Raw genomic sequence first — 26,053 nt, forward strand, 5'->3', positions numbered from 1 at the left:
CTAATGTTTCCTTAGTTAATGGTTCCTCAGTATGGAAGGCCAGCAATAGTACTGCCAGCAATAATATTCCTGTAACGATGCTGTGTTTCATTACTGCGCATTGGCTACCAATGTTATGTCCAGATCAAAATCATCGTAGATAACCTTATCGCCCAGGTTCTCGAAGTAACTCTTTGAACGGAATTTGATATCATACTTTGTACGGTCCACCTTGATCTTTGCTTTCGCCGTGAGTATGTTCTTATCAATAGTAACAGTAGCGGGGAAGGTCAGGCTGTTGGTAATGCCTTTAATGGTTAGCTTGCCTGTTATATCATAATGCCCGTTGGCCTGAGGCTTAACACCGGTAATGACAAAGTCGGCAGAAGGATATTTCTCTGTAGAAAAGAAATCATCACTTTTCAGGTGCCCTACCAGCTTGGCATTGGTCTCCTTATCTGTTATATCTGTAACGGATATACTGCGTGTGTCCAGCTTAAAACTGCCATCTCTCAGGCTGTTACTTTCTATGTTGAGTGTACCACTGCTGACGTTGATAGTACCTTCATGCTGGCCGGTCACTTTACGGGCGGTCCAGAGCAGTTTACTGTTCTTTCCGTCTACCTGGAAGGCGGTCACTTTTTTATTGATATCTTCTGTATTTTTTACCTGTACAGTAAAAGCAGTGATCACTGCAATTACAGCTATAGAAGCGAATGAAGCTGCGTGTTGGAAAAGTTTCATGGTGAGTTTTTTTTAGGAGCCTGCAAGGCTGTGTTATACAACCTTACAGGCATAACAACAGAGAACAAAGGCGATTGGCAGAATGCCTATATTTTTTCCGCGATCAGCGCGTCCAGGTCTTTATTCCATTTCTCGGCATAATCTTTAAAATACTTGCCGGTAACCTCACCGGTATAACCGGTATGGATCTGCCTCACTTCACCCTTGCGGTCAATAACTATAGTTGTAGGAAAGGCCATCATGCGATTGAGCGCCGGAAGTTTTTCCGAAGCCACTTTCTTATCAGCAATGCCACCAAAAAGAATATCATATTCAATACCGTATTTTTCTTTAAGTTTTCCCAGTGTATACCGGGCATATTCCAAATCATCTTTCTGTTCAAAACCAATGGCAATAGCCTCTACTCCACGGTCTTTATTCTTCCTGAACCAGGGCGCCAGGAAAGCAGTCTGGTCTGTACAGTTAGGACACCAGGTACCTATGATCTCCACGATCACTACCTTGCCTTTATATTTTTCGTCATTGAGAGTAACGGTATTACCATTCAGGTCCGGTAATGAAAAATCCAGTTTCTTATATCCTTCTTTCAGGTATGTAAGCTTGTAAGGGTCCGGCAACTCCACATCCTCATTCTTTGCACCATCAAATTTTACGTTGTTATAGATGCCAAGGCTGAGTTCTCCGGTAAGAGATTTATCATCATTGATCCTGCCTTTTATATAAATAGGACTGGGGCCTGTAAAACCTGAAAGCTCAAATTCATTGCCCTGTATGGTACCTTCCAGCTCGCGGCTATCACCTACTACAGACATGATTACACCGGTCAGCTTATTGCCATCCTGTTTCAGAAGACCTACACGGTTCGGAGTAGGTTCCTTGCTATAGATCTGCAATTCCCATTTACCGGAAACATCAAAGGCCGGCGCCACATTTTTACCGGGTTCCACAAAGCGGTACTTCTTGCCTGCTTCTGCAGTAAAGGGAAGTGCACTTCCCCTGAAATTAGGCACCAGGCTACGGTATTCTCCGGTAATCCGGCCTTCTTCTTCGATCCTTGCAAAGATGGCTGCATCATACGTATTCATCTTTATATACAGGGAATCGGCTGAAATGCGTTTGACTTTAAAGTCATCACGGCGGGAGCCATTAATAAGAGAGAAGACAGCATGATCTGCATCCTTTCCCTTTAATTCAAAATTAAAAGGCACTGCCGCCTCATTAACGGTAAAGACACCACGCCACACACCTTCTTTTAAGAACAGGGGTTTCCTGTGTGTTGCAAATACACTGCTGGTAAATAATAGGGCAGCCAGCAGCCCACTTACGCCTGTACGGGTAATTGACTTCATGACAGAAAAGATTTAAGGTTGATTGAAAAACGGGGGGAAAAGTCTGCTAACAGCAAGTGTTGCTACAACAGCAAGGCATACAGCCAGAAGAATAAATGATGCGATTCATGTTGATCATTGTTTGTTTTCGGTAATAGATCAACTAATTAATGGTGGCTTAATTAGGGTGGTGATAACAAAGATAGAATGCTGTATTTTATTTTCCAAATAATAGTCCATAAATTTTGTAGACTACTTGAAACCTTGCTACAGTCCTCATAAGGGATGATCTTAACGGCGTATTATGCCCTGACTGTTTAAGTGTAAACAGTATTACAGATGATCTGCTCTGAATGATGGGTTACCTAATGCGGTGCGTTAAAGCTGTTTCTTCATTGTTCACTCTCCAGAGCGTTTTCTGGCTCTCTCCAGAGCGTTTTCTGGCCGTAGAATTTATTCACTAAAATAAACATAACTGTAATGCTCGCAATGATAACGTAATGTAAAACAATTGACGGCATGCGTATAGATGACTAGTAATGGAAAACTCCTGACTTAAATTAAATCTACGTAATTCAATACGAAAATATACAGCAGTATATTGGATTCTGATGCGGCAAAATCGCAGCGTTAACAAAATTTAACAAAGTATAATTGAGCACTAACTACAAATGACATTTTATCAATTTGAAACATATTATAAATATAAGAACATAAACCAGAAAACAGATACTTTTTTCAGAATGTCTGACGAAAAAAAAGTGAGTAACGTCACGCAAAAAACGCCTCTTTTCACGAACAGGATATCTGGTCCCCGGTGATCTTTTTTTTATATCTTGGCTTGTGTAGTAAGAGAACTGCCTCATCCCTGTGGAGCGGGTATCAGGCAGAGAGCCGTCAGGATATTAAGCCAGTGGTACGGCCATGCCGCTGGCTTTTTTTTATTCCCTTATTTAAGGAATAAAAAGGGGCCTGATAAAAATCAGGCCCTCCCCAAATTAACCATTAAAAAAACTCATTTGAATTTTGCTTGACCCAAAAGTAATGCGAATGATTTTGCTATCTGTTAATCATAAGTTAATGATTACAAATAAAATGCGTTAAGAGGTAGAACAAAAAAAAGGCCCCCGCAATGAATTGCAGGGGCTTACCATTTAACCTATATTCTGTACTGTAGCATCAAATTCTTAAATATTTTACAGGGGAAACAAGTCAGCATCACAACCATTTTCCTCTTATCAGCACTCTCTAAAATGTTGCCCTCAAATATTTTCTGTATCTAAGACGGCGATAGATAACTGAAGTTTAATCCACCCCGGATTTTTTTTCATTTTTATTCTAACTTGCCGCTGTATGAACAGAATAGACCGTCTTTCTGCCATTCTGATCCAGCTCCAGGGCAAGAAAATAGTGAAAGCCGCTGAGATAGCAGAACGCTTCGATATCAGCCTCCGTACCGTATACCGGGATGTCAGGGCCCTGCAGGAGGCCGGCGTACCGGTAGGCGCAGAAGCAGGGACCGGCTATTACCTGGTAGAAGGTTATCACCTGCCCCCCATCATGTTTAACAGGGAAGAGGCCGCTGCGCTCCTGACAGGAGAAAAATTAATGGCTCAGCTTAGTGACCATTCCAACCGGAAACAATTCAGCAACGCCATGCAGAAGATCAGAGCAGTGCTCAGAGGAAATGAAAAAGACTTCCTGGAGTCACTGGAAGAGAACATAGCCGTAGTAAACCGCAGGCCACCCACAGGAGACGAATTTCCCAACCGCTTCCTCTCAGACATACAACACTCCCTGGGCAGACACCTGATCCTTGAAATGGACTATTTTGCCCTTCATACTGAGGTATTGACCCACAGGGAAGTCGAACCTATCGGTATCATGTATATGACCAATTACTGGTACCTTATAGGCTGGTGCCGGCTCCGGCATGGCTATCGCAACTTCAGGATGGACCGTATCAAAAACCTGTCTGTTACCGATATATCATATGACAGGTCAAGACATATCACCCTGAAAGAATATATAGACAAATACAGCGAAACCGAAGCCAAACCATATGAGATCAGGGTCCGTTTTCCCCAGGCCTTTGCCCGGCGTATAGGCGACCAGAAATTTTACTATGGGATGGTGGAAGAACAGGTAGTAGGTAACTGTGTAGAGATGACCTTTCTCTGTACCTGGCTGGACTGGTTTGGCCGCTGGCTGCTTACCTGGGGCAAACATGTAGAAGTGATTGCTCCCGGGGAACTTTCCGAACATATGAAACTGCTGGCAAAAGAGATCCAGGAACATTATTTATAACCCCCGTTTTCCTGCTGACATAAGGTTGTCACTTACCCCTTCTTTCTTTGTAGCATGAAGATACATCTATGGTCACACTGGCTATTAATAGTCATTGTGGTTATTCATGAGTATGCTGATACCCGGTATATAACGCAGCCGGTTAAACGGAAACCATGTTCTATTTCTATATGCTATAAACACTCTCCCATGACTAAACTGGATCTTACAAAGGTGCATAGGGAACTATATGCAGCCGGAAAAAAGCCACAGGTGCTCTTTGTGCCTGCAGGACACTATCTCTCTATTAATGGCAAAGGCGATCCTGACGGGACTGTATTTGCCGAAAGCGTACAGGCATTATATACAGCCGCCTACAGTATAAAAGCGGGCTATAAAAAGACCGGCCAGGACTTTACTGTCTGCAAACTGGAAGGTATCTGGTGGGTAGCAAATGAAGAAAACATAAAGCACTATCTTGAAGCTATGAACGTACCCAGGGAAGAATGGTACTGGCAACTGCTCATCCGTATGCCCGATTTTGTGGTCAATACCACTGCACAGCAACTGATACAGGAAGCATACCTGAAAAAAGGAACAGCATATCTGAAAAAAGTATCACTGGCAGCCCAGGTTGAAGGTAAAAGCGTACAGGTTATGCATAACGGGCCCTATGCTACAGAACCTGCCACTATACAACTGCTGATAGATTTTATGGAACAGCAGGGGCTGAAAAAGAATGGCAGGCACCATGAGATCTATCTGTCAGATCCACGGAAAACAGCGCCGGAAAAGTTAAGGACCATCCTGCGGCAACCCGTTAAATAAAGAAAAGGAAAGGCTATTTATCTCCCAGGCCAAGCAATTCAATGGCCTGTTGTGCAGCTATCTGGCTGGCATCCTTCTTATTGAAGGCTTTACCACTGCAGATCAGTTCTCCATCTACTACCGCGCCTACAGTAAAGATGCGGCGGCCATTGTCCATCTGCTCTTCCAGGAGGTCAAACTCCAGGGTTTTACCATGTTTATTGGCCCAGCCATACAGCTTGTTCTTGTGGTTCATTTCCACGTTTTCAAGCTGTTCCAGGTCAATATATGGCACTATGATACGCTGATGTACAAACTGTTTGGTGCGGTTATATCCCTTATCCAGGTATACCGCGCCAACCAGGGCCTCGAGAGTATTGCCGAATATCTGGCTGATCTTCAGGAAACTGTTGTACTTATCGTAGATAGTAAGTTTACGCAGGCCCATTTTGATGGCAATATCATTGAGCTGCTGGCGGTTTACTATCTTGGACCTCATTTCAGTGAGGTAACCCTCTGTTTTATAGGGATACTTTTTAAACAGATAATCTCCTATAATAGCGCCAAGAATGGCGTCACCAAGATATTCCAGACGTTCATTGCTTTCCAGGAACTTTTCCTTGCTTGAACGGTGGCTCAGCGCCACTTCGTACAACGAAAAATTACCCGGGGCAAATCCCAGCAGATTATAAAGGTCCTTATAAAGACCTTTCTTCTTTGGTATGAATCGATATAAATATCCTGGAAGTAATTTCACACAATCTAAGCAACAAATTTTTTGAAAATAACGGATGCATTATGTCCACCGAAACCAAAGGTATTACTCAATGCAGCGTTGATTTCTCTATGTTGTGCAACATTAAAGGTAAAATTTAATTTGGGATCCAGCTGTGGATCATCCGTAAAATGATTAATGGTAGGAGGAATTATACCATGCCTTATGGACATAATAGCCGCGATAGATTCAATTGCACCAGCGGCGCCTAACAAGTGTCCTGTCATGGATTTTGTAGAGCTGATATTCAGGCTGTAAGCATGTTCGTTGAAAACCCGCTGTATAGCTTTTACTTCTGCTACATCACCGAGGGGAGTGGAAGTTCCGTGTACGTTAATGTAATCAATATCAGTCGGTTGTAATCCGGCATCAGATAAAGCCAGTTGCATTACATTCATGGCTCCGAGCCCTTCGGGATGAGGTGCTGTAAGATGATAAGCATCTGCGGTCGCTCCGCCTCCTGCCAGTTCAGCATAAATTTTTGCACCTCTTGACATCGCATGCTCATAGGATTCCAACACCAGTCCACCAGCACCTTCCCCCATAACAAATCCATCCCTGTCAACGTCAAAGGGGCGGGAAGCGGTAGCCGGATCATCATTTCTTTCGGATAAGGCTTTCATTGCATTAAATCCACCTATACAAGCTTCATTAATGACATTTTCTGATCCTCCGGTGATCATTACATCTGCTTTGCCATACCTGATGTAGTGCATCGCTTCAATAATTGCATTCGTAGCAGAAGCGCAGGCAGAAACAACTGAGAAGTTAGGGCCTCTGAAGCCGTGACGGATGGAAATATGTCCTGCTGCAATATCTAAAATTAACCGGGGGATCAGGAAAGGACTGAAACGGGGAGTTCCGTCACCCTGACCAAATTCTTTCATTTCCTGACAGAAATTGATCATCCCACCAATACCGGAAGCCCAGATCACCCCAACCCTGTCCAAATTAACAGTATTGCGGTCAATCCCGGCATCTTGTACAGCCTGGTCAACAGCAATAACTGCTGTCTGAGTGAAAGGGTCCATTTTACGGGCCTCTTTCCTGTCCAGGTACTGGGTTGCGTCAAAGTTCTTCAGTTCGCAAGCAAAACGGGTCTTGAACTTAGCAGCATCGAAATGTGTAATAGGGCCGGCACCGGATACACCGTCCGTCAATCCCTTCCAGAAATCGGAAACAGAATTGCCGAGCGGTGTAAGTGCGCCTAAACCTGTAACGACTACTCGTCTTGGTTGCATTAAAACAAATCTGATTAAGTAGGATTATTTCACATGTTCTTCCAGGTAGGCAACTGCCTGGCCAACAGTAGTAATAGTTTCAGCTTGTTCGTCAGGAATGGAGATGTTGAATTCTTTTTCGAATTCCATGATCAGTTCTACCGTATCCAAAGAGTCAGCGCCCAGGTCGTTGGTGAAGCTGGCTTCAGGAGTTACCTCAGCCTCGTCAACGCCCAATTTGTCAATAATGATCTTTTTAACTCTTGATGCAATGTCTGACATAATTTTAAGTGTTTTTGGTTTAAAACTTGAGTGCAAAAATATAATTTTTATTGAATTGACAAGAACGCACATAAATTTTACACCATATACTTTAGTTGTAGATACCCCAAACCCAATACAGTAAAGGACTTTATACTTTATCAACAATGTCCGTAAACCGCCTTTCCCTTCAAAAACCCGCTTTTACAGCGTCCCGGGGCATTGCCATTCAACAGCCAAATAAGCCACCTATATACCGTAAAAACGCTATTAACTTTAATTAACACTGTATCCTCCCTAACAGTAGTCCCATTTATTAAATTTGCCCGAAGTATCCCTTCTATATTACAAACTAAAGCAAACACATGGCCGGCAATAAGAAGATCCTGAGAACGGTATTAATATTGGTAGCTGCAGCAATTATCATCGGATTCATTGTAAACAGGATGAGCACACCGGAAAAACCGGGAACACCTGGTGGCAGTCCCCCTGCCGGCGGCAGGGCCGGAGGTAACAAAAACCTGCTCGTAGACGCCTACGTAGTACAAACCACCTCCCTGAACGAAAGCATTGAAGCCAGCGGTACCCTGCAAAGCAACGAAGAAGTACAGGTGCAACCTGAAATAACAGGTCGCATAACAGGCCTTTATTTTAAAGAAGGTACCCAGGTCTCCAAAGGCACCCTGCTGGTAAAGATCTATGATGAAGACCTGAAAGCACAGCTGCAGAAACTGGAATTACAGCAACAACTGGCCAAAACTACACTGGAACGCCAGGAAAACCTCCTGAAGATCAATGGTATCAGTCGCCAGGACGTAGACGTTACCCGCAACCAGGTCAGCGCCTACGGGGCAGATATTGAATATACCCGCACCCAACTCCAGAAAACAGAGCTCAGAGCCCCCTTCTCAGGAAGACTGGGCCTCCGTAACGTAAGCCTGGGAGCCATCGTATCACCCACAACCGTGATCACCACCCTCCAACAGATAGATCCGCTGAAAGTAGACTTTTCCGTTCCCGAGAAATACCGTACCGCCATCTCCCAGGGAGATGCAGTCGATTTCAGGGTAGCCGGCGATCAGAATATATATAAAGGTAACATCTATGCCATAGACCCGAAGATCGACCTGACAACACGCACCATCAAAATAAGGGGCATCATTCCAAACGCAGGTAAACTTCTTCCGGGCGCCTTTGCAAGGGTAGCCATCTCCCTGAAAAATATGCCGGACGCCATTATGATACCCACCCAGGCGGTTATTCCAGGCACGCGCGACAAAAAAGTAGCTATTGCAGACAGCGGAAAAGCGAAATTTGTAATAGTAGAAACAGGGATCAGAGATGCGAACAACGTACAGATCACCAGCGGCCTCAGCATAGGCGATACCGTCATCATCAGTGGTATCATGCAGCTGAAACCCGGAGCAGTACTGAAGTATAATAAAGTGAAATAACAGACGCTATCAGCCGGTTCGTCATTAAAAAAATATCTGCAAACTATCTGCGGACATAAATATTGTTACATGAGTCTCCCTTCTCTATCACTCAAACGGCCCGTTTTTGCCATTGTGATGAACATTATCATCGTCATCTTTGGCATAGTGGGATTCAACTTTCTGGGGGTAAGGGATTTTCCCGCCATAGACCCTCCTATAGTAAACGTTCGTACCTCTTACTCAGGTGCCAACTCAGACATCATCGAAACACAGATCACCGAACCACTGGAAAAATCCATTAACGGTATAGCAGGTATTAAAAATATCTCATCCAGCAGCAGCCAGGGTACCAGTAATATCACTGTGGAGTTTGAACTGGGCGTAGACCTGGAAGCCGGCGCCAACGACGTACGCGATAAAGTATCCCAGGCACTGCGCAGCCTGCCACCGGATATTGATGCACCCCCAGTGGTTTCCAAAGAAGACGCCAATTCCGACTATATCCTTTCCATGACCGTACAAAGCAACGTACGCAACCAGCTGGAAATAACCGAATACGCCAACAACGTATTACTGGAAAGACTGCAAACTATTCCGGGCGTCAGCTCCATCCGCATACTGGGCGAGAAAAAATTTGCCATGCGCCTCTGGATGGACCCGGCCAGGCTCTCCGCCTACAGCCTCACCCCCTCAGATGTACAGACCGCACTGGCAAAAGAGAACGTAGAACTGCCCTCTGGTAAAATAGCCGGCAATGCAACCGAACTGACCGTACGTACTTTCGGCCGCTTAAACACAGAAGATGACTTCAACAACCTTATCATAAAGAACGTAAACGGCAACGTGATCCACTTCAGGGATGTGGGACAGGCCGTACTGGGACCGGAAAACGAAGAAACCATCCTGAAAGAGTCCGGCGTACCCATGGTAGCCCTGGCACTGACGCCACAACCCGGCTCCAACTATGTAGCCATCACAGATGAGTTCTACAAACGTTACGAACAACTGAAAAAAGATCTGCCGGAAGATATCACCACCAACATTGCCATCGATAACACCCGCTTCATCCGCAAATCCATCGAAGAGGTGGAAGAAACCCTGGTAGTTGCCCTGGTACTGGTAATACTGATCATCTATCTCTTCTTCCGCGACTGGCTCATGGCCTTCCGCCCGCTGGTAGATATCCCTGTATCACTGATAGCCGCATTCTTTATTATGTATATCTGCGGATTCACCATCAATATATTGACCCTCCTGGCCATTGTACTGGCTACCGGCCTCGTGGTAGACGATGGTATAGTCGTAACAGAGAACATCTATAAAAAAATAGAAGCAGGCATGCCCCGCATGAAAGCCGCCAAAGAAGGCTCTGAAGAGATCTTCTTTGCGGTAATAGCCACTTCCATCACCCTGGCGTTCGTCTTCCTCCCCATTGTATTCCTGCAGGGATTTGTTGGGCGGCTGTTCCGTGAATTCGCCATCGTAGTAGCAGGCGCCGTACTTGTTTCAGCATTTGTGTCCCTGACACTCACCCCCGTACTGAACGTAAAACTGGGACGCAAAACACATAAACATTCCTGGTTCTATGAAAAAACAGAACCATTCTTCACCTGGATGGAAAGCGGCTACCAACGCTCTCTCGAATCATTTATGAGAATTCGCTGGGTAGCAACACTGCTCATACTGGGCTGTCTTGCCCTGATCTATTTCATTTTCCGCTCCCTCCAATCTGAGCTGGCGCCCCTGGAAGACCGCAGCCAGTTCCGCCTCTCTGTCTCTGCACCGGAAGGCACCTCTTACGATTATATGGAACGGTATGTAGACGGACTGACACAGTTCATGATAGATTCCATTCCTGAAAAAAAAATACTCATCACTGTTACGGCCCCCGGCTTTGGCAGCAGCGCTGTGAACAGCGGTTTTGCCAACGTAGTGCTGACAGAGCCCAAAGAACGCAACCGCTCACAAAAGGATATTGTGAACATGGTGAACAGGAACATGTACCGCTTCCCGGAAGGTAAAGTATTTGCTCTTGAACAACAGACCATCCAGGTAGGCCGGCGTAGCGGCTTACCCGTATCTTTTGTATTACAGCATATCAACTTCGACAGCCTTTCTGTAGCATTGCCTCAATTCCTGGACGAAGCCAGCAACGATCCCACCTTCGCAGGTGTGGACGTAGACCTTAAATTCAATAAGCCGGAGCTCCGCATACAGATCAACAGGGCCAAAGCCAGTGAGCTGGGTGTATCCGTCGACGATATCTCGCAAACATTACAGCTGGCACTGAGTAACCTCCGCTACGGATACTTCATCCGGAACGGTAAACAATACCAGGTAATGGGACAGGTGTTCCGCGGCAGCCGCGACAAGCCTACAGACCTGCAGAATATCTATGTAAAGAACAGCAGAGGAGAGGCCATACAACTGGATAACGTAGTGACCATAGAAGAAGAGACCAGCCCGCCTATCATCTATCACTTCAACCGTTATAAATCTGCCACTGTATCTGCCAGCCTGGCTCCCGGCAAAACCATCGGAGACGGTATAAATGCCATGTATGCTATTTACGACAGGCTAAAGGCCAAAGGCGTACTGGACGATACCTATCAGGCAGCACTGTCCGGCTCCTCGCGTGACTATGCAGAAAGCGGTTCCAACACCATGTTCGCACTGGTACTGGCTCTGGTACTTATTTACCTCGTACTGGCAGCACAGTTTGAAAGCTGGGTGGACCCGTTCATCATTATGCTGACCGTACCGCTGGCCTTTGCAGGTGCACTGCTTTCCCTCTGGCTGTTTGGCCAGACCTGGAACATCTTCTCACAGATAGGTGTTATCATGCTGATAGGGCTGGTTACTAAAAACGGTATCCTCATCGTAGAGTTCGCCAACCACAAACGGGACAGTGGCATGAGTAAAGCCCGGGCAGCAGTAGAAGCCTCTGCCATGCGCCTGCGCCCTATCCTGATGACCAGCCTTGCTATGGCGCTGGGGGCACTGCCCATCGCACTATCGCTTGGCGCAGCCGCTACCAGCCGTATACCATTGGGTATTGTTATAGTAGGAGGGATCGTGTTCTCACTGATCCTCACATTATTTGTAATACCAGCTATGTACACTTTCCTGTCAAGAAGAAAACCAGCTGCAGAACAAAACCAGGAAGAAGAGGAAGAGATGGAAACAGCGCATGCCTAATATCAGCAACTACATGAAACGAACACTTATATATTTTTCTTTTCTGCTCCCTTTGGCAGCAAATGCGCAAAGGCTGCTGACACCAGAACAGGCAATAGACCTGGCATTGAAGAATAATTACGATATACGCCTGGCTGAAAATGATGCAGCCATCACTGCTAACGATTACGCATATGCCAACTTCGCATTTGCTCCACGTGTAAATGGTACTATCAGTAAAGTCTGGAATGTTACCCAGACAAAACAGGAATTTGCCAATGGCAGCAAACGTGATACCAGCGGCATCCGCAGCAGCAATCTTACCGGCAACGTCAGCCTGCAGTGGACCTTGTTCGACGGACTTAAAATGTTCGCTACCCGCCAGCGCATTGAAGCCGTACGCGATCTTGGAGAGCTGGCAGTGAAAGACCAGGTCATTAATACTGTGGCCAATGTAGTTGCAGGATATTATAATGTTGTACAACAGAAACAACAACTGCGCAATATCACCGAACAACTGTCTATATCAGAAGAAAGAGTGAAACTGTCTGATGCTAAATTCCAGACAGGCCTGGGACCTAAAACAGACTGGCTGCAGTCTAAAGTAGATTATAATGCACTGAAAGCATCTTACCTGCGCCAGCAAACATTGATAGAGCAAAGCAAAGCCACCCTCAATCAATTGATGGCAATCGAAGCCGGTAATACAACATATGATGTAATGGACACCATTCCGCTGAATATGGAACTTTCATACGGCTCATTAAAACAACAGATCCAGGAGCGCAATACCGGTTTAATGGTAGCGCAGCAAAACCTGAAGGTCTCCCAGCTGCAGCTGAAAGAAAGTAAAGGAGACTATTTTCCTGTTATCAACTTCAACTCCGCCTATAACTATTCCCGCGTTAATTCAAATGCCGCTACCAACTCATTCAGCCCTATATATAACCAGAACGGAGTGATCAACTACGGCTTCTCTGCCACCATCCCGATCTTTAACGGGTTGAATGTAAAACGACAGGTCAATGCAGCTAAGCTGAACGTAGACTATCAGCGGCTAACGCTGGATAACGCACGTACGCAGGTAGACCTGTCGCTTACCACCGCCTTTAAGGATTATGAGTATTATAAAACTGCTGTAACACTGGAAGAAGAGAACCTGGAGCTGGCAAGAGAAAATGTAATGGTGGCCATGGAGAGGTTCAGACAGGGAGTGTCTACTGTTATTGAAACGAAAGAAGCACAGCAGAGCTTAGAAGATGCCTATAACAGGTTGATCAATGCAAGGTATAATATTAAACTGGCGGAAACACAGTTGCTGCGGCTAAATGGAATGTTAGTTCAATAGAAAGCTTCATAAAGCTACACATAACAAAAAACATCCACTCAGTACAAACCGCCGCACAGCGTCCCCCCAACAAAAAAGCTTTCACCAAAGATGAAAGCTTTTTTGTTGAAATTATATTTACGGGTCTGCACCCACTTATTTACTGCCCTTCCTTCTTAGCCGGCGATGCCCCCTTCTCATGCTGATATTGCTTAAAGCTCTCTTTAATGTACAACATCAGGTCATACTGGGTGGCATCCTGTAAAAACTGGTACCCCGGCCTGTAACGTAGCATAAAGGTATCCAGCTCATCACCACTAAGCTTTGTCATACTCTCCACCAGTTCAGGATTATACCTGTTATCAATAAATTTCTCTTTTTCCCAGTACACCAGCTGTTCCTGGAAATGTTCCTTCCTCTTACGCGCCTTACTCGGCACAAGATAAGACAGCGCCGTAACAGGATTAGCCGGCAATGTCTTCAATACATCCATTGCCCCTGGCTTATGATAATTGAAATATCTTCCATATTCTTCCCTTGTAGCGGCAGAATCACGCCTGTAATCACGGCCCACCACCCTTACACCGGTAAGATCTATCACCTGGTGGGTAAGATATATGTTGACGAACATAGAAGTAGAAGGAACGGGAATAGTTTTCCGGTAATAGCTCAATATAGAAAATTCCAGCGTGTCACCAGGCATAGCCTCTATAGCAAAGCTGCCACTTTCAGCGCTCACCACCCCCGAACGGCTGGTTTTATTAAGGATTGTTACCCCCGGAATACCAGATTTATTATCGGCGTCAGCTACTATACCGGTCACTCTCACCTGCGCATTGGCATGCTGCAGACAGAGGAACAGGTAAACTAACAGTGCTCCGATGCTTCCGGAAAGTTGTTTAATTCGTCTAGGCATCTCTCAAATTTAATTTTCCCGACGCAAATGAAACGTTAAAAAAAGAGGCTCTCAACGTCGGGAACATGCTTCATAGTATAGAAACGGTCGATAAACATAGGATTTTATTGCAGAATAATAAAATTATGCCACCTGTTTATGCTATTTAACTATACATTATTTACTCTCTGTTAAGCTCTTATCCATTCTTTTGTTAGCGGCCAATACAGTATATTATTATCTTTATTTATTATTTTCAAATATTATGCCTCAGAAGATCGTATTTGCAACACAACGTTATCAGTACCTGAAAAACAGATTGCTGGCACTGACCCCGGAATGGGAAGAAGGAACACTGGACATCACTGATTTCCCGGATGGGGAACATTACCACCGTATAGAAAGCAATGTAGTGAACAAGGAAGTGATCATAGTAGGAGGCACCATAGACGACAAAGAAACCCTGGAACTTTTTGACATTGCCCATGGTTGCATACAGCAAGGTGCACATTCCATCAACATCGTAATTCCTTATTTCGGCTATTCAACTATGGAACGGGCAGTAAAACCTGGCGAAATAGTGAAAGCCAAAACAAGAGCATTACTGTTCTCTGCACTACCGCCCACCGCAGCGGGAAATAAAATACTGATGATGGACCTTCATGTGGATGGAATTACCTACTACTTTGAGAGTGGTATCCGCCCGGTACATCTCTATGGAAAAGATCTCGTCAAAGAAGCTGCGCTGGAACTGGCAGGAGGCGGTCCTTTTGTACTGGCCAGTACAGACGCCGGCAGAGCTAAATGGGTAGAATCCCTTGCAAATGATCTGCATGTACCTGCAGCATTTGTTTTCAAACGCAGGATATCAGGAGAAGAAACACATGTGACCGCTATCAGTGCAGATGTAAAAGATAAAACTGTGATCATCTATGATGATATGATACGTACAGGCGGTTCCCTGCTGCATGCAGCCAGCGCTTATCTTGATGCCGGCGCCTGCGGCATTTCCGTGATCACCACACATGGGATCTTTGCAGGAGGCGGATTTCAGAAAATAAAAAATAGTGGCATTATAAAGAAAGTTGTGTGTACCGATACACATCCCAACGCACTGACCATACAGGACGATATGCTTGTGATCAAGTCAGTAGATAAGATCATTGCAGGTTATTTCATCTGAACTCTTAACCCGCTGCAGGTCAATTCCCTTCACAGGTATCAGGCGTTGAGCTGGCAAGATGTTTGATACACAATAGAAAAGGTAGGGATTGCTGATGCTGTGGCATGATAACCAACAAATCCATGCTGATATTCAAAATCATTGAACATGGTAGCTGCAACTATCAAAAAATGGTGGAGCTACGCGATATAGTCTTAAGAAAACCTCTGGGACTCAGTTTTTCAGAAGAATATCTGCAGCGGGAGATCAATGACCATCTGCTGGGATGTTACGCCGGTAATGAGGGGGATGAAATATTAATCGGCTGTTGCATACTTAGTCCTGTTAACGAATATACGGTACAATTACGCCAGATGGCTGTACACCCGGAGCATCAGGGCAAAAGCATAGGCCGCCAACTGATCAGCTTTGCCGAACAGGAAGCTCTGAAGGAAGGTTTTACACTTCTCATGATGCACGCACGTAAAGAAGCAGCAGGTTTCTATGGGAAACTCGGATACCATATCGAGGGACCTGAATTTACAGAAGTAGGTATTCCGCACTACGAAATGAGCAAAGAATTGAAATAAATCCTCCTCCTGGCTCATTGTGAAAGGCGTTTAAATTGTATTATATCTAAGCAGAGAAATATCAGTTTCGTCAGGATATAGTAGGAGCAGCCGCCTGCTCCCGGAAAAAATTTGTAACCAAATCTTCCTTTATAAAGATGAGAAGCCATGTACTTAACTGGTTATGGCTGTGCTTTGCCTTTTACTGTAGCAGTGTGAACCCAACAGTAGCAGGCACACGAAATAACCACAAGTCCTTTGAACCCAATGCCGGTATCTGCTTTCAGCAAAAAGATACTACTGTAAAGCCCACTGCTAACCCTGTAGTGATCAAACCTTCGTCTGATACTACAAAGAAGCCCGGGAAAGATTCCGCTACAGTTGTACAACCCGATAGCAGCAAACCCGCAGCAAAGGATACTACAAAGAAACCCGCATCAGACACTGCTCTGATCCTTCCGGGAGATTCAAACACATTGAAAAAAGAGGCACGCCAGTTCACACTCCGGGGTAGTGTAAAAGAATCGGCAGGCACTCCCATACCCGGTGCTCAGGTCATCAACCTCAGCAGTAAAGTAGCCGTGCCTTCAGATGCCAACGGACAATTCACCATCAAAGCTTCTATAGGCGATACTATTAAGATCGCTTCTGTAAGTTTTGCTGAACAGCTCATTCCCATTGAATCCCGGGATACGCTGAAAGTCACGCTCACCTCCGCATCTTCCGGTAAAAAAGAACTGAAAGAAGTAGTGGTAACCGCATTAGGCATCCAGAAAAATACCCGCGCTGTTGGTTATGCTGTTGAAGAAGTAAGTGGCAATGCTGTACAGGAAGCAAAGGAAGTGAACTTCGTCAATGCACTGACAGGTAAGGTGCCTGGCCTGCAGGTCAATACCAATACCGGTTCTATGGGCGGGTCCACCAAGATCACTATCCGTGGTGTGAAATCTATCCGTGGTGATAACAACGCATTGGTAGTTGTAGATGGAGTACTGTTACAGAACAACAGTACCAATCAGCCCGGTCAGCAGAACGGAGGCGGTGGTTACGATTATGGTAGTCCCATGCAGGACCTGAACCCGGAAGATATGGAAAGTATCTCTGTGCTGAAAGGCGCTGCTGCTACTGCATTATATGGCAGTCGCGGCGGTAACGGCATACTGCAGATCACTACCAAAAAACGTCCTGATACAGGAAAAGGCATAGGCATTACTTATAGCATCAACGCTCAGATGGATAAAGTATATGTGCTGCCCCACTACCAGAATGAGTATGGAGGCGGCTCCAACGGCCGTTTCGACACACTGTATTACAACGACCATCCTGAAGCATTCCTGAGCGAGCAGGCAGCCACTTATGATGACAATAATGGTAAAGGAAGATATGACCTGCTTCCTCAGTATACTGTCGATGAATCATGGGGACCGAAACTGAATGGCCAGCTGGTACGCGCATACTGGTCATGGGACCGTGATAAGGGTAATCCTTACTTTGGTCAAACCACTCCCTGGGTTGCACAACCCGACAACGTGAGAGATTTCTACAGAACGGGGTACACCCTCACCAACAATATTTCCATGAGCGGAAGTAATGATAAAGGCGAGTTCCGCGCATCATACGGTAACATGAATCAGACATTCGTATTACCTAACGCTACCCTTAAACGTGATAATCTCTCCTTTAACGGAAGCTATAAACTTGCAGATAACCTTAGAGCAGTAGCTGCCGTGAACTACAGCATGCTGAAAGCAGTAGGCAGGCCCGGTACAGGCTTCGTTGGGAACAACCCTACCCTGCAATTCACCATGTACGGACAACGCCAGCTGTCTGACGAATGGCAACGTCGTTATAAATACGAAGATGGTTCACAGATCACCTGGAACCGCAGGTCCTGGAGCGATCCTACCGTTGCATTCCACAACGGCTCTTACTGGAACCGCTATATGGATTATGAAGACGATAGCAGGAACCGCATGTTCGGTTATGCAGGCTTTGACTACGACGCTACAAAATGGCTGAGCTTCAGCGGCCGCGTATTCATGGATGACTACAACACACTGGAGGAAGAGAAAACAGCGAAAGATTATCTTGTAGGCGGATATATAAAACGCATCCGCACATCCCGCGAGATGAACTACCAGTTCACCGCCAATATCAAAGAAAGCTTTGCCAAAGTATTTACGTTGAACGCTACACTGGGCGGAAATATCATGCATCGTAAATGGACAACTACCGGCGGCATGACAGTAGGCGGCCTGATGATGCCCGGCATCTACAACCTGAACAACTCCGTTCAGCCCGCACAGATCATCGATGAATATTATGAGAAACAAATTAACTCTGCTTTTGCAACAGCCAGCGTCGGATATAAAGACCTGCTGTTCCTGGAACTGACAGGCCGCACAGACTGGAGCTCTACCATTGCACCGGAAAATAACCCTTACTTCTACCCGTCAGCATCTATGTCCTTCATCTTCTCAGACCTGCTGAAAGACTGGAAATGGCTGAACTTCGGTAAAGTAAGAGGTAGCGTTGCCTCCGTAGGTAATGATACCGATCCTTATGGCATCTACGATACATATGCTTTCGGCGCTCCCTTCGGCACTAATCCCATCACACAGTTCCAGACAACTAAATACTACCGCTTCCTGAAACCGGAACGTACACGTGAATTTGAAGGAGGTGTTGAACTTAAGTTCCTCGACAATCACATAGGACTGGACCTCACTTACTATAACCGCCGGACCAGCGATCAGATACTGACATTACCCATCTCCGCAGCCTCCGGCTACACTGTCACTTTTGTGAACGGTGGTAAAGTAGAGAACAAAGGCTTTGAAGTAGGACTAACGTTGAACCCTATCCGTCTGAAGAACGGTTTCCGCTGGGACATCATAGCCAACGTTTCCCGCAACAGGAACAAGCTGCTGGAAATGAATATTCCTCAGTACAACACATCGCTTGAACAGTATGTGCTGGGCACAGACAGGCGTACTACCAAAGTATCTGTTGTAGCCCAGGTAGGTAAACCACTGGGCACTATTATAGGCAGGGACTATGTATATGATGCAAATGGCAATAAGATAGTGAACAGCAATGGTTATTATAAAGTAACAGATCAGTCAGTTCCTATCGGTAACGCCTATCCCGATTTTGTAGGTGGTATCACCAACACCTTTACATTTAAAGGTATTTACCTGTCTGGTCTGATCGATTTCCAGTCAGGCGGTGACTTCTTCTCCTACACCAACCTGTATGGTAAGAAATCCGGCTTGCTGGACGTTACAGCCGCCAATGGCATCCGTGAGAACGGTATCATTGTTCCCGGTGTAACAGAAGATGGAAGGACTAATGATGTACGCATCACCGCCGTGAACCACTTTGCGCAGAACGGTGGTAATGTGATCAGTAAAGCAGATCTCTATGATGCCAGCTATATCTACCTGCGTGAAGTAAAGCTGGGTTATAACCTGCCGGACGCATGGTTCTCCAGGATAGGCGCACAAAGTGCAAGGCTTTCACTGTACGGACGTAACCTTTGGCTGATCAAATCCAATGCACCCAATGTAGACCCTTCCAATATCCTTAACTCATCTTCCAATGTGCAGGGTATAGAAGGAGGTGCATTACCATCACTGCGTTCTTATGGTATTAACCTGAATGTTTCATTTTAACCATTGTCTGTAAGGAAAAAACTAAAGATATGCTTAACGGAATCATCAAATACGGATGCGGTTTGTTGCTGGCCTGCTTTGTAACAGCGGGATGCAATAAACTGGAGAACATGAATATAGACCCGACCAAACCCGTCAACACAGAACCTGCCTACCTGCTCACAGGCGCAGAGAAAAGTGCGATGGACATATTATACTCAGGACTGCAGAATGGTTTTATTGGCAGCCACTTTGCACAATACTGGTCAGGCAATACAAGAACAAACGACAGCCAGTACCTGCTGGATGAAAACAACAATACAGCCCTCTGGAATACCATGTACACAGTCGTGATACATAACCTGAACGAGATCATTCGTCTGGCACAGACAGACCCTCCGCAGGATTCCAGTGCTGTTAACCAGATAGCCATCTCTTATATTCTTAAGACCTGGGCATTCCAGATCCTGACAGATACTTATGGCAACGTTCCTTATTCAGACGCAGTAAAGGGAGATGCCAATATCCAGCCCAAATATGATGATGCACGGGCTATCTATACAGGCCTGCTGGACACACTGCAGCAACAGCTGGCAGTGATGGATGAAAACAGGCCGGGATTTGGTAGCGGGGATGTTATCTTCAACGGTGACGTAGCCGCCTGGAAGAAGCTGGGACATTCACTGGCATTGCGCCTGGCCATACGCCTGGCAGATGCTGATCCTGCTACAGCAAAAAGCGTGATAGAGGCCAACTATACAAATGCAATGACCTCCAATGCAGATAATGCCCAGTTTCAGTACCTCACCACAGCGCCAAATAAATATCCGCAGAATGACTCTGAACGTGATATCCTGGATTTCTTTGTAAGCGCTACAATGGTAGATTATCTGAAAGCAACAGAAGATCCACGGCTGGAAGTATATGTACGTCCTGCCGCTGACGGGAGTGGGTATGTTGGCATGCCCTACGGTACGGCCGCTTCCAATCCCAGCAGGAAATCGTCAGACAGCTATTCCTGGCCCGGTACCAGGATCTATGCTGCAGATATGGTTGGTATCCTGATGACCTATCCTGAAGTAGAATTCATACTGGCTGAAGCTGCTGCACGTGGTATGGCCGTTGGCGATGCCGCAACACATTACAATGCAGGTGTTACCTCTTCCCTCGAATACTGGGGTATTACCAATACAGATACTGTTAACAGCTATCTGGCACGTGTACCTTATACCGCGGGCGACTGGAGAAATGTCATTGGCACACAAAAATGGCTGGCCTTATATCCACAGGGATTCCAGGGCTGGTTTGAACGCACCCGTCTTGACTTCAAAAAACCTGATGGTACAGATCTGTTCATAGCACCTGTAGATGGCTCGCTGGACCAGAACGTTACTTTTGTTCCGTTCCGCCTTACTTATCCTACAGCAGAACAGCAACAGAATACAATACACTACCAGGAAGCCGCATCAGCAATAGGAGGAGACACAAAAGGCACAAGGTTATTCTTTAACAAACGCTAACAGATTAACAGGTCTGCCGCCGGTTAATTCCCCGCTCAAAAAAATAGGTTTCGCCAAAGGCGAAACCTATTTTTTTGAGCAAGCCCTTAAACCCTTAAACTATCTTAATTAATATTATCCTTCGCCAAACGGCCAAATTCCTTCTGCTCAGCCTCAGTTTCAAAAGCACTCGTCGGCACCAGGAAAAAATTCTTCTTCCCCCTGTAAAGAAAGAAAAAATTCTTTGCCTCTACTACCTGTGTGAAAGTATGCCATGATAACAGGCGTTGCTGTTCATTAGTACGGGTAGAAATAGTGATCCCCTCTTCAGAATATTTGAGATAGATATTGTCTTTAAATGTAGCTGCTTTATTATAAATAGACACAGGAAGCATAAACCAGAACGCAGCAACTATCAGCAGCACCATTGCTGCAATACCTACCAGAGCTCCTATTGTGACTATATTGAAAGCATAACCGGCCAGTGCAAAGGCCAGCAGGGCAAAAAGCGTGTTACGCAGAACTTTGATCTCTCCTCGTTGCAGAAAGTGGTAGCGCAATGCATGTAATACCTCCTCCTTTTTGTAGCTAAACTCCAAATGCATTATGGCAGGCAATCGTTTTTATTTGTTAACAGGAATAGTCATCTGACTTTCCATATCATCCCTGCTGCTTACAGGAGCGTATTTTTTACGGTTGGCTACAGGCTTCTTGTTAACACTTGTACCATCAGTCAGATCATCTTCACTCAGCCCGGGAAAGTTATTCTTCACGAACTGAAAATATTGTTGTAAGGTCTTTGCGTCTACCTTAAAAGGAAAGGCCAGCTCCTGGTTGGGAGCTCTTAGTGCTTCATTATTATTTATACGGGATTCGTTCTGCAGATACCACTTGTACAGATCAAGAATACCTTTCTTCAGTTCTTCCTCGTACATTTTATCACCATCCTGGTCCTTGGGTAGCATCCACACGTATTCTTCGACCCGGCTGGGACGAGCAACTTTAGTGGCAGAAACCGTTTTATCAGAACTATCGCAATTAGCGTTCTTATTATCTCCCTTGTTGGCTTTATCCCCTTCTTTCTCCTTTCCTTCCTTTTCCTTCTCTTTAGCCTTATTCTTATCTTCTATGCATTTACCGCTACTTGCGCTTGCTGATGCGGCTGTGGCCAAAGTTACCAACAGCAGGAACAACAGCTTTTTCATAGATGTGTAAAATTTGTAGCACAAAATACAAAATACATGTTAAAAATACAAAAGCAATGGATGAACCATTGCTTTCGAGAGTCATTTTTACAGTGCATGATGAATCATGCTTGTAGTAATATTTGGTTTTTCATAGGACAGTAACCATAATAAAATTAATATTAAAACAAATATAATAATTATCTACAGTAATGAGTAATCCAATCCTAAATATTTGAAATACTTCAATTTATTAGTGCAAAAAATTAAAAAAGCATAAAAAGTTGTCGCTTTTTATGATAAATGTAAAACCCTTATTATATTAGATATATTAAAATTAAGTTAAAAATATAAGCGGGGATGACCGTAAGGAATTGCTAAAACAAACTGATAAAGGATTCGGGGCAGAAAAAAGAAGAGAAACGGAACTGTGTAGAAATAGTAAGGGCACCTGGAAAGGCGCCCTCAATTTGTTACTATCCTATGAAAACCCTATTTGAATACAAATGTAAGGGCATGTTATTTTTCTTTGAAATTTTTGACCCACAATAACAAATCGTTAACAAAGGCTGTGGCCGATAGTCCCCTGAAAATCAGTACAGTATTGGCTTTGGTACGTTTGTCCATTTTTGCTAAATTTGTTAAAAAAGTATAAAAACAGTACTGTTGGGGCTGTTTACAGGCTTATTGTAACAAAGAAGACAGCTGAAACGTTTGATTAGCTGCCCATAAGAGAGGCTTATACAAGTAATTGTGCAAACCATTAAAAAGGTATACTTTTATTTTATAAGATACTCAGTATAAGTTTTTTATTATCATAGGTTTATTGGCAAGGAAAGAGATCAACCATTTCCCCGGCACCTATGAAACCCTTATGGACACAGGATTTTCTCGGATAAAAAATGAATGACATGCATATTTGACTAAGAATGTGACTTATTACCAAAATTTTTATACATTTGCGACAACCGGAACAATGCTATTTTAATGCACAATAAAATATACAATTCTTTTATCGATAGGAAGGCAAAGGGAACGAAGTCTTTCGCCGTTCTGATTGATCCGGACAAGGTTACGCCCGTTGAAATAGCAGACCTGGCAGCTAAGTGTACTGCTGCCAAGGTAGATTACATTTTTCTGGGAGGCAGTCTTGTGATCACTAACCATCTGGATGAATGCGTTCAACAGCTTAAGGCCCGTTGTGATATTCCTGTAGTTTTGTTTCCAGGCAGTCCTTCTCAGGTATCCCGCCATGCGGATGCCCTGTTATATCTTTCTGTAATTTCAGGACGTAATCCTGAGCTCCTGATTGGTCAACATGTCCTCTCAGCTCCTGCAGTCAAGAAAAGCGGGCTGGAAGTGATTTCCACCGGTTATATGGTCATAGATGGTGGAGCACCTACAACCGTTTCATATATCAGTAACACAACGCCCATCCCGGCAGATAAAGACGATATCGCGCTTTGTACCGCAATGGCAGGTGAAATGCTGGGAATGAAAGTTATATTCATGGATGCCGGCAGCGGCGCGCGCAAACCCATTACCGAAAGTATGATTGCCCGTGTAGCCAGCCAGATATCGGCCCCTCTCATAGTAGGCGGCGGTATCCGTGATGCTGAAAAAGCGTACCTCAACTGTAAAGCCGGCGCCGATGTTATTGTAGTCGGTAATGCTATTGAGAAAGAAACTTCTCTCATTAAAGAAATTGCAGATGCTGTTCACGCAGCAATGCCTGCGCTCAAATAGATCTTTTAAAGGGAGGGCCGGTGCCCTCCCTTATATTTTTTATAAGCTCATCATCTCCTTGAACTTCACTGCCTGCCTGCGGCTCACCTCTATTTTCTCCCCTCCGCGCATCTCCAGCAGCAACCCACCGTTAAAATAGGTATCTATCTTCTCTATCATACGAAGGTTCACAATATGCTTGCGGTTGGCCCGGAAAAAAGTACGTTCGTCCAGACGCTCTTCCAGGGCATTCAGAGATTTCAGGATCAACGGTTTATTGGCCTCAAAATATACCCGCGCATAGTTTCCCACACTTTCAAAAAGACGGATCTCCTGCAACTTTACAAACCAGCAACGGTCTCCGTCCTTCACAAATACCTGGTCATTCTCAGAAAGAATAGTGCGTATAGGACCAGCCTCCGCCTGCCGCTCCTTCTCTTCCTGTTGTTGCAGCTTATGAATGGCATCTGCCAGCCGCTTGGGCTCTATAGGTTTCAGCAGGTAATCCAGCGCATTGTACTCAAATGCCTTAAGGGCATATTCGTCATATGCAGTGGTAAAGATCACATGCGGCGTTCTTTCCAGTTCCGTCAGCAACTCAAAACCGGTCTTGTCCGGCATCTGTATATCCAGGAAAAGCAGATCGGGGTGGAGTGTCTCTATCTTTTCAAGTCCATCCTTTGCATTCACCGCTTCTCCCACTACCACGATCTCCGGATGGTCTGCCAGTAATTTTTTTAGCTCGCTTCTGGCCAGACGTTCGTCATCAATTATCAATGCTTTTTTCATGAGCAGGTACTTTTACCGGCAGCAGCTTCGCCTGCTGCTCCTGACAAGGATTTAAAATTAAAACAAAGGCATCAGCACTTTCGCTTCAACCGTTTCACCATTCTTATTGTAAATATCGAAAGAAGCCCTGTTGCCGTACAACAGGCTTAAACGCTGTCTTGTGCTCTGAAGGCCAAATCCGTGGCCGGTTGTTTTTTCTTCTACGATCTGCCCTGTGTTCTCTATCGTTATCTCGTGATGTACGCCCACCAGGTGAGAGCTTATATTAACAACACCTCCCTTGATAATACGGGAGATACCATGCTTGATGGCATTCTCGACCAGCGTTTGCAACATCATAGGCGGAATAGGTAGTCCCAATGTTTCAGGCTCAATATTGTACGTTACTTTCAGCCGTTCTTCAAACCTGATATTCTCCAGTGCAAGGTAATCTTTTACAATATTCAATTCATTTTCCAGGCTCACTGTTTCTGCCTTCTCCACCTGCATGGAACTTCTGAGGATATTGGAAAGCTCTGTTATGGCGGTCCTGGCACGCTGTGGATTCTCGTCCACCAATGCCCGGATACTGTTTAACGCATTAAAGATAAAGTGTGGGTTAAGCTGTGATTTGATGGTCTTTAGTTCCAGCTCCTTTACCGTAGTTTCCAGCTTTAACTTATCTACCTGGGCATTCCTGTTCCTGTCTATATAATGCCAGACAAAATAGATCAGCCACCAGATAGCCGTAATAAGGAAAGTAGATAACAGGAAATTTACCGTATCCGACCGTTCGTTATAAGACCTCCGGCCCCATAGCTGGATCAGGAGGCTGCCTATAGCACTTTTTCCCAGATAGATGATCACTCCCGAGCCGATGGTCAAAGCAAAGAACAGCAACATCTGATTCTCAAAACTGAACTGGAACCAGCTCAGCCGCTTGATCACACTTCTCAGCCCATGCGTGGCTACAAGCCCGAAAAATATGATCAGGAAAAGGTTTACCAGGTAAATTGTACCTACAAAACCGGCAAAGGAATAAGCAAAGAACAGGTTTACTACGAAATAGGCCAACCACCCCAATATCTGGCACCACCAGTATTTTGATATTCGTTTAAACATCTATCTGAAAATTAGTAAACTACTGCAATATTTCAAAAATACCGATGGGAGCCGCCTGACCGAACCCAAATGTTATGAATGGGTGTGCAGCATGGCGGAAGTACAAATGTGCTGATGTATGGGTTTTCTATCTTTT

20 protein-coding genes are annotated in these 26,053 nt (G+C 45.0%); 10 read left to right on the top strand and 10 right to left on the bottom strand.

From position 1 onward, the window contains the following. Positions 1–90: 90 nt before the first annotated feature. Both GO493_RS00735 and GO493_RS00740 read right to left on the bottom strand, forming a co-directional pair. Positions 91–723 carry a YceI family protein gene (locus GO493_RS00735; RefSeq protein WP_157304151.1) on the bottom strand — a complete coding sequence of 211 codons (633 nt, stop codon included), beginning with the start codon at positions 721–723 and terminating at the stop codon, positions 91–93. 86 nt (positions 724–809) lie between these two features. Beyond that, positions 810–2,072, bottom strand: a complete 1,263-nt coding sequence (locus GO493_RS00740) for a peroxiredoxin family protein (protein WP_157304152.1) — start codon at positions 2,070–2,072, stop codon at positions 810–812. Between the two features lie 1,332 nt (positions 2,073–3,404). Between GO493_RS00740 and GO493_RS00745 the strand changes: the two genes are divergently transcribed. Both GO493_RS00745 and GO493_RS00750 read left to right on the top strand, forming a co-directional pair. Beyond that, positions 3,405–4,358, top strand: a complete 954-nt coding sequence (locus GO493_RS00745) for a helix-turn-helix transcriptional regulator (RefSeq protein WP_157304153.1) — start codon at positions 3,405–3,407, stop codon at positions 4,356–4,358. 189 nt (positions 4,359–4,547) lie between these two features. Next, the gene (locus GO493_RS00750) at positions 4,548–5,165 is read left to right on the top strand and encodes a GyrI-like domain-containing protein (RefSeq protein ID WP_157304154.1); all 618 of its coding nucleotides are present in this window, start codon (positions 4,548–4,550) and stop codon (positions 5,163–5,165) included. A gap of 13 nt (positions 5,166–5,178) precedes the next feature. Here GO493_RS00750 and rnc read toward each other — a convergent pair whose 3' ends face one another. The 3 genes from rnc to GO493_RS00765 are packed head-to-tail and all read right to left on the bottom strand — an operon-like array spanning position 5,179 to position 7,421. Continuing rightward, positions 5,179–5,901, bottom strand: a complete 723-nt coding sequence (gene rnc / locus GO493_RS00755) for a ribonuclease III (protein ID WP_317165383.1) — start codon at positions 5,899–5,901, stop codon at positions 5,179–5,181. A gap of 5 nt (positions 5,902–5,906) precedes the next feature. Continuing rightward, a complete protein-coding gene (gene fabF / locus GO493_RS00760; RefSeq protein ID WP_157304155.1) occupies positions 5,907–7,160 on the bottom strand; it encodes a beta-ketoacyl-ACP synthase II in 1,254 nt (417 codons plus the stop codon). A gap of 24 nt (positions 7,161–7,184) precedes the next feature. After that, a complete protein-coding gene (locus tag GO493_RS00765) occupies positions 7,185–7,421 on the bottom strand; it encodes an acyl carrier protein (RefSeq protein ID WP_012788038.1) in 237 nt (78 codons plus the stop codon). 344 nt (positions 7,422–7,765) lie between these two features. On the opposite strand from GO493_RS00765, the gene GO493_RS00770 reads away from it, so the two are divergent. From GO493_RS00770 to GO493_RS00780, 3 genes are all read left to right on the top strand, one after another. Further along, complete coding sequence (locus GO493_RS00770; RefSeq protein ID WP_157304156.1) at positions 7,766–8,854, top strand: efflux RND transporter periplasmic adaptor subunit; 1,089 nt, start codon at positions 7,766–7,768, stop codon at positions 8,852–8,854. Between the two features lie 69 nt (positions 8,855–8,923). Then, the gene (locus GO493_RS00775) at positions 8,924–12,034 is read left to right on the top strand and encodes an efflux RND transporter permease subunit (RefSeq protein ID WP_157304157.1); all 3,111 of its coding nucleotides are present in this window, start codon (positions 8,924–8,926) and stop codon (positions 12,032–12,034) included. Between the two features lie 13 nt (positions 12,035–12,047). Continuing rightward, positions 12,048–13,361 (top strand): TolC family protein, encoded by a 1,314-nt coding sequence (locus GO493_RS00780; RefSeq protein WP_198315414.1) that lies wholly within the window; start codon positions 12,048–12,050, stop codon positions 13,359–13,361. A 139-nt stretch (positions 13,362–13,500) separates the two neighbouring features. Here the strand turns inward: GO493_RS00780 and GO493_RS00785 are convergent, their stop codons facing one another. Further along, the gene (locus tag GO493_RS00785) at positions 13,501–14,256 is read right to left on the bottom strand and encodes a carboxypeptidase-like regulatory domain-containing protein (RefSeq protein WP_157304159.1); all 756 of its coding nucleotides are present in this window, start codon (positions 14,254–14,256) and stop codon (positions 13,501–13,503) included. A 244-nt stretch (positions 14,257–14,500) separates the two neighbouring features. Between GO493_RS00785 and GO493_RS00790 the strand changes: the two genes are divergently transcribed. The 4 genes from GO493_RS00790 to GO493_RS00805 all read left to right on the top strand — a co-directional run bounded on the left by GO493_RS00790 (position 14,501) and on the right by GO493_RS00805 (position 21,139). Then, complete coding sequence (locus GO493_RS00790; RefSeq protein ID WP_157304160.1) at positions 14,501–15,418, top strand: ribose-phosphate diphosphokinase; 918 nt, start codon at positions 14,501–14,503, stop codon at positions 15,416–15,418. 122 nt (positions 15,419–15,540) lie between these two features. Continuing rightward, positions 15,541–15,987 (top strand): GNAT family N-acetyltransferase, encoded by a 447-nt coding sequence (locus GO493_RS00795; RefSeq protein WP_157304161.1) that lies wholly within the window; start codon positions 15,541–15,543, stop codon positions 15,985–15,987. Positions 15,988–16,124: 137 nt separating this feature from the next. Further along, positions 16,125–19,640 (top strand): SusC/RagA family TonB-linked outer membrane protein, encoded by a 3,516-nt coding sequence (locus GO493_RS00800; RefSeq protein ID WP_157304162.1) that lies wholly within the window; start codon positions 16,125–16,127, stop codon positions 19,638–19,640. A 29-nt stretch (positions 19,641–19,669) separates the two neighbouring features. Then, entirely contained in the window at positions 19,670–21,139 is a 1,470-nt protein-coding gene (locus GO493_RS00805) for a SusD/RagB family nutrient-binding outer membrane lipoprotein (protein WP_157304163.1), read from the top strand. A gap of 104 nt (positions 21,140–21,243) precedes the next feature. On the opposite strand, the gene GO493_RS00810 is transcribed toward GO493_RS00805, so the two are convergent. Further along, positions 21,244–21,723 (bottom strand): YcxB family protein, encoded by a 480-nt coding sequence (locus GO493_RS00810; protein ID WP_157304164.1) that lies wholly within the window; start codon positions 21,721–21,723, stop codon positions 21,244–21,246. A gap of 18 nt (positions 21,724–21,741) precedes the next feature. Continuing rightward, complete coding sequence (locus GO493_RS00815; RefSeq protein WP_157304165.1) at positions 21,742–22,323, bottom strand: hypothetical protein; 582 nt, start codon at positions 22,321–22,323, stop codon at positions 21,742–21,744. A 966-nt stretch (positions 22,324–23,289) separates the two neighbouring features. Here GO493_RS00815 and GO493_RS00820 point away from each other — a divergent pair. Then, entirely contained in the window at positions 23,290–24,048 is a 759-nt protein-coding gene (locus GO493_RS00820; RefSeq protein ID WP_157304166.1) for a geranylgeranylglyceryl/heptaprenylglyceryl phosphate synthase, read from the top strand. Positions 24,049–24,087: 39 nt separating this feature from the next. Here GO493_RS00820 and GO493_RS00825 read toward each other — a convergent pair whose 3' ends face one another. Both GO493_RS00825 and GO493_RS00830 read right to left on the bottom strand, forming a co-directional pair. Next, positions 24,088–24,816, bottom strand: coding sequence for a LytR/AlgR family response regulator transcription factor (locus tag GO493_RS00825; protein ID WP_157304167.1), 729 nt, complete (start codon positions 24,814–24,816; stop codon positions 24,088–24,090). Positions 24,817–24,873: 57 nt separating this feature from the next. Then, the gene (locus GO493_RS00830) at positions 24,874–25,917 is read right to left on the bottom strand and encodes a sensor histidine kinase (protein ID WP_157304168.1); all 1,044 of its coding nucleotides are present in this window, start codon (positions 25,915–25,917) and stop codon (positions 24,874–24,876) included. Between the last annotated feature and the right edge of the window lie 136 nt (positions 25,918–26,053).

The organism is Chitinophaga tropicalis (genome assembly GCF_009758205.1).
Lineage (GTDB): Bacteria > Bacteroidota > Bacteroidia > Chitinophagales > Chitinophagaceae > Chitinophaga > Chitinophaga tropicalis.

Bases quoted from the DNA above. Each gene is read 5' to 3' on its own strand.
- GO493_RS00735 (WP_157304151.1), bottom strand. From the start codon at position 723: ATGAAACTTTTCCAACACGCAGCTTCATTCGCTTCTATAGCTGTAATT.
- GO493_RS00740 (WP_157304152.1), bottom strand. From the start codon at position 2,072: ATGAAGTCAATTACCCGTACAGGCGTAAGTGGGCTGCTGGCTGCCCTA.
- GO493_RS00745 (WP_157304153.1), top strand. From the start codon at position 3,405: ATGAACAGAATAGACCGTCTTTCTGCCATTCTGATCCAGCTCCAGGGC.
- GO493_RS00750 (WP_157304154.1), top strand. From the start codon at position 4,548: ATGACTAAACTGGATCTTACAAAGGTGCATAGGGAACTATATGCAGCC.
- fabF (WP_157304155.1), bottom strand. From the start codon at position 7,160: ATGCAACCAAGACGAGTAGTCGTTACAGGTTTAGGCGCACTTACACCG.
- GO493_RS00765 (WP_012788038.1), bottom strand. From the start codon at position 7,421: ATGTCAGACATTGCATCAAGAGTTAAAAAGATCATTATTGACAAATTG.
- GO493_RS00770 (WP_157304156.1), top strand. From the start codon at position 7,766: ATGGCCGGCAATAAGAAGATCCTGAGAACGGTATTAATATTGGTAGCT.
- GO493_RS00775 (WP_157304157.1), top strand. From the start codon at position 8,924: ATGAGTCTCCCTTCTCTATCACTCAAACGGCCCGTTTTTGCCATTGTG.
- GO493_RS00780 (WP_198315414.1), top strand. From the start codon at position 12,048: ATGAAACGAACACTTATATATTTTTCTTTTCTGCTCCCTTTGGCAGCA.
- GO493_RS00785 (WP_157304159.1), bottom strand. From the start codon at position 14,256: ATGCCTAGACGAATTAAACAACTTTCCGGAAGCATCGGAGCACTGTTA.
- GO493_RS00790 (WP_157304160.1), top strand. From the start codon at position 14,501: ATGCCTCAGAAGATCGTATTTGCAACACAACGTTATCAGTACCTGAAA.
- GO493_RS00795 (WP_157304161.1), top strand. From the start codon at position 15,541: ATGCTGATATTCAAAATCATTGAACATGGTAGCTGCAACTATCAAAAA.
- GO493_RS00800 (WP_157304162.1), top strand. From the start codon at position 16,125: ATGAGAAGCCATGTACTTAACTGGTTATGGCTGTGCTTTGCCTTTTAC.
- GO493_RS00805 (WP_157304163.1), top strand. From the start codon at position 19,670: ATGCTTAACGGAATCATCAAATACGGATGCGGTTTGTTGCTGGCCTGC.
- GO493_RS00810 (WP_157304164.1), bottom strand. From the start codon at position 21,723: ATGCATTTGGAGTTTAGCTACAAAAAGGAGGAGGTATTACATGCATTG.
- GO493_RS00815 (WP_157304165.1), bottom strand. From the start codon at position 22,323: ATGAAAAAGCTGTTGTTCCTGCTGTTGGTAACTTTGGCCACAGCCGCA.
- GO493_RS00820 (WP_157304166.1), top strand. From the start codon at position 23,290: ATGCACAATAAAATATACAATTCTTTTATCGATAGGAAGGCAAAGGGA.
- GO493_RS00825 (WP_157304167.1), bottom strand. From the start codon at position 24,816: ATGAAAAAAGCATTGATAATTGATGACGAACGTCTGGCCAGAAGCGAG.
- GO493_RS00830 (WP_157304168.1), bottom strand. From the start codon at position 25,917: ATGTTTAAACGAATATCAAAATACTGGTGGTGCCAGATATTGGGGTGG.